General features: G+C 72.0%; 2 protein-coding genes. One reads left to right on the plus strand and one right to left on the minus strand.

Translation table 11 applies throughout. The annotated features are described in order from the left end of the window. The coding region (locus GA0115259_RS25190; protein ID WP_107469260.1) for a DEAD/DEAH box helicase at positions 1-1,735 on the plus strand (1,735 nt) is incomplete at its 5' end. Between the two features lie 33 nt (positions 1,736-1,768). Here GA0115259_RS25190 and GA0115259_RS25195 read toward each other — a convergent pair. Beyond that, positions 1,769-2,551 carry an aminotransferase class IV family protein gene (locus tag GA0115259_RS25195; protein WP_093601266.1) on the minus strand — a complete coding sequence of 261 codons (783 nt, stop codon included), beginning with the start codon at positions 2,549-2,551 and terminating at the stop codon, positions 1,769-1,771. Positions 2,552-2,641: the final 90 nt, after the last annotated feature.

Here is a 2,641-nt window from a genome sequence, read left to right on the forward strand (position 1 = left end):
GCGCGCGCTGCTGCCGGAGGCGGCTCCCGCGCGCGGCCGGCTGCGCATCGCCCTGTCGGGACGGGACGGCAGAGCGCGGGCGCTCGGCGCGGTAAAGCGGATCCGACGGTTGCTGGACGAGACGGCGGAGGCCGAAGTGCCGCTGCTGCTCGCGCAGATGTCGGTGGATCTGCTGCGGGAGCCGGCCTCGGAGATCGAGGCCTGGATCGACTTCGAGCTGCGCTCGGCCGAGTACTACAGCGTGCTGGCGCAGACGGCGGGCGGGACTCCCGATGTCGCCGCCGCCGAGGGCTTCCTGCCGTCCGAGATCGCCGGGCGGGTACGGGCCCAGCCGCTGGACGACACCCGGCTGCGGGTGTCGCTGCGCGGCTACCAGTCGTTCGGGGCGCGGTTCGCGCTGGCCCAGCGGCGGGTGATCATCGGTGACGAGATGGGACTCGGCAAGACCGTGCAGGCCATCGCGGCGCTCGCGCATCTCGCGGCCCGTGGCGGTACACACTTCATGGTGGTCTGCCCGAGCAGTGTGCTGATCAACTGGACCCGGGAGATCGGCTCCCGGAGCACGCTGCGGGCGATTCCGGTGCACGGCCCGGAGCGGCAGGAGGCGTTCACGGAGTGGCGCGAGCGCGGCGGGGTCGCGGTCACCACCTTCGACTCGCTGCATACGCTGCCGCCGCTGGGAGCCGGTGAGGGGCCCGGGAACAAGGAGCCCGGGGGCAAGGGCGAGGACGAGGCCGGAGGGCGGCGGGCCGAGCCGCATATGCTCGTCGTCGACGAGGCCCACTATGTGAAGAACCCGGACACCCGCAGATCCCGCGCCATGTCCGGCTGGGCCGGACAGGCCGGTCATGTGCTGTTTCTGACGGGTACGCCGATGGAGAACCGCGTATCGGAGTTCCGCAGTCTGATCCGGCGTCTCCAGCCCGAACTGGCCCCGGCCGTCCAGGGCATCGACGCGGTCGCGGGCGCGCACGCCTTCCGCCGCGCGGTAGCGCCGGCCTATCTGCGCCGTAACCAGCAGGACGTCCTCGCCGAGCTGCCCGCGCTGGTGCGGGTGGACGAGTGGGAGGAGCTGAGCGCCGAGGATCTGGCGGCCTATCGCGCGGCGGTGGCCGACGCGCACTTCATGCGGATGCGCCGGGCGGCGTACGCGCGGCCGGAGACCTCGGCCAAGCTGGGACGGCTGCGGGAGCTGGTGGCAGAGGCCGCGGGAAACGAGCTGAAGGTCGTGGTCTTCTCGTACTTCCGCGAGGTGCTGACGGCGGTTCACGAGGCCCTGGGCGAGGGCGTGTTCGGGCCGCTCTCCGGCGATGTCCCGGCGGACCGCCGTCAGCGGATCGTGGACCGCTTCGGCGCGGTCCCGGGCCACGCCGTGCTGCTGAGCCAGATCCAGGCGGGCGGTGTCGGGCTGAATATGCAGGCCGCGTCGGTCGTCATCCTCTGCGAGCCACAGATCAAACCGACACTGGAGCACCAGGCGGTGGCCCGCGCGCACCGGATGGGCCAGGTCCGTCCGGTCCAGGTGCACCGGCTGCTCGCGGTCGACAGCGTGGACCAGCGCCTGCTGGACATCCTCGCCGACAAGAACCGCCTCTTCGACGCCTATGCCAGGCGCAGCGAGATGGCCGACGCCACGCCCGACGCGATCGATGTCGCGGACCGGGACATCGCACGCCGGATCGTGGAGGAGGAGCAGCTACGGCTGGCGGGCGGTCAGGCTCGCTCCGACACGTAACGTGCGTTACGCGTCACGTCGGCGGGCGGCGCGTTACAGAAGCTCGCCCGGCTGCTCCAGATAGGTCTCACGCAGCAGGTCCACGGCGGGGTGGCGGTCCGGGAACTCGGTACCGTCGATCGCCGTGATGCCCCGCACTCCGATGGCGGCATTGGTCGCGAACGCCGCGTCCAACGATCCGACCTCCGCGAGCGCGACCGGCGCGACACGATGTTTGCGGGCCTCCTGGAGGAGCCGCATCGTCACTCCGGCGAGCTGGACGGCTTCCGGCCAGACGACCGTGTCGCCGTCGAAGAAGCCGATGTTCCAGGTCACGCCCTCGGAGATCAGCGCGTCACCGTCCACGAAGAGCGCGTCGTCGTATCCGGCGAGCCGGGCCGCACGGCGATGGCGCAGCAACGCGAAGAGTCCGACGCTCTTCACCTCGGGCGCGTCCCGGACGTACGCGACGGAGCGCACCCGCAGTGGCGGCAGAGGCAGCATGGACGCAGACGACGCCTGACGGTGTGTGACCAGGATGTGCGGGTCGCCGGTACGGTCGGGATGCCCGATGTCGAGGGCCGGATCGAACACCGTGACCCGTACCGTGGCCGCGCCCTGGGCCGGCGCTACCCGGCGCAGCAGCGTCCGTACCCGGTCGAGGTCCAGCTCGGCCCCGAACAGCGCCGGACAGTCCCGGCCGAGCCGGTCGAGATGCAGGGCCAGTCCGCGTACGCGCCCGTCCTCCACGCGGAGCGTGGTGAAGTGCCCGTAGTTGGTGAGCGCGAGCGCTGTGATCTCGTCGAGTCCGACGGGCCGGCCGTTGAGTTCCGCCATGCGCCCAGGATGGCAGCCGTCCGGGCCGCTCGGCCGCCCGGACGGTCCCGTACGGCAGGCCGCCGCCCGCCCCGAGGCGACGACCTGCCG

The organism is Streptomyces sp. MnatMP-M17 (genome assembly GCF_900091995.1).
Taxonomy (GTDB): domain Bacteria; phylum Actinomycetota; class Actinomycetes; order Streptomycetales; family Streptomycetaceae; genus Streptomyces.

Coding starts and splice junctions, on each gene's coding strand:
- GA0115259_RS25195 (WP_093601266.1), bottom strand. CDS start 2,551: ATGGCGGAACTCAACGGCCGGCCCGTCGGACTCGACGAGATCACAGCG.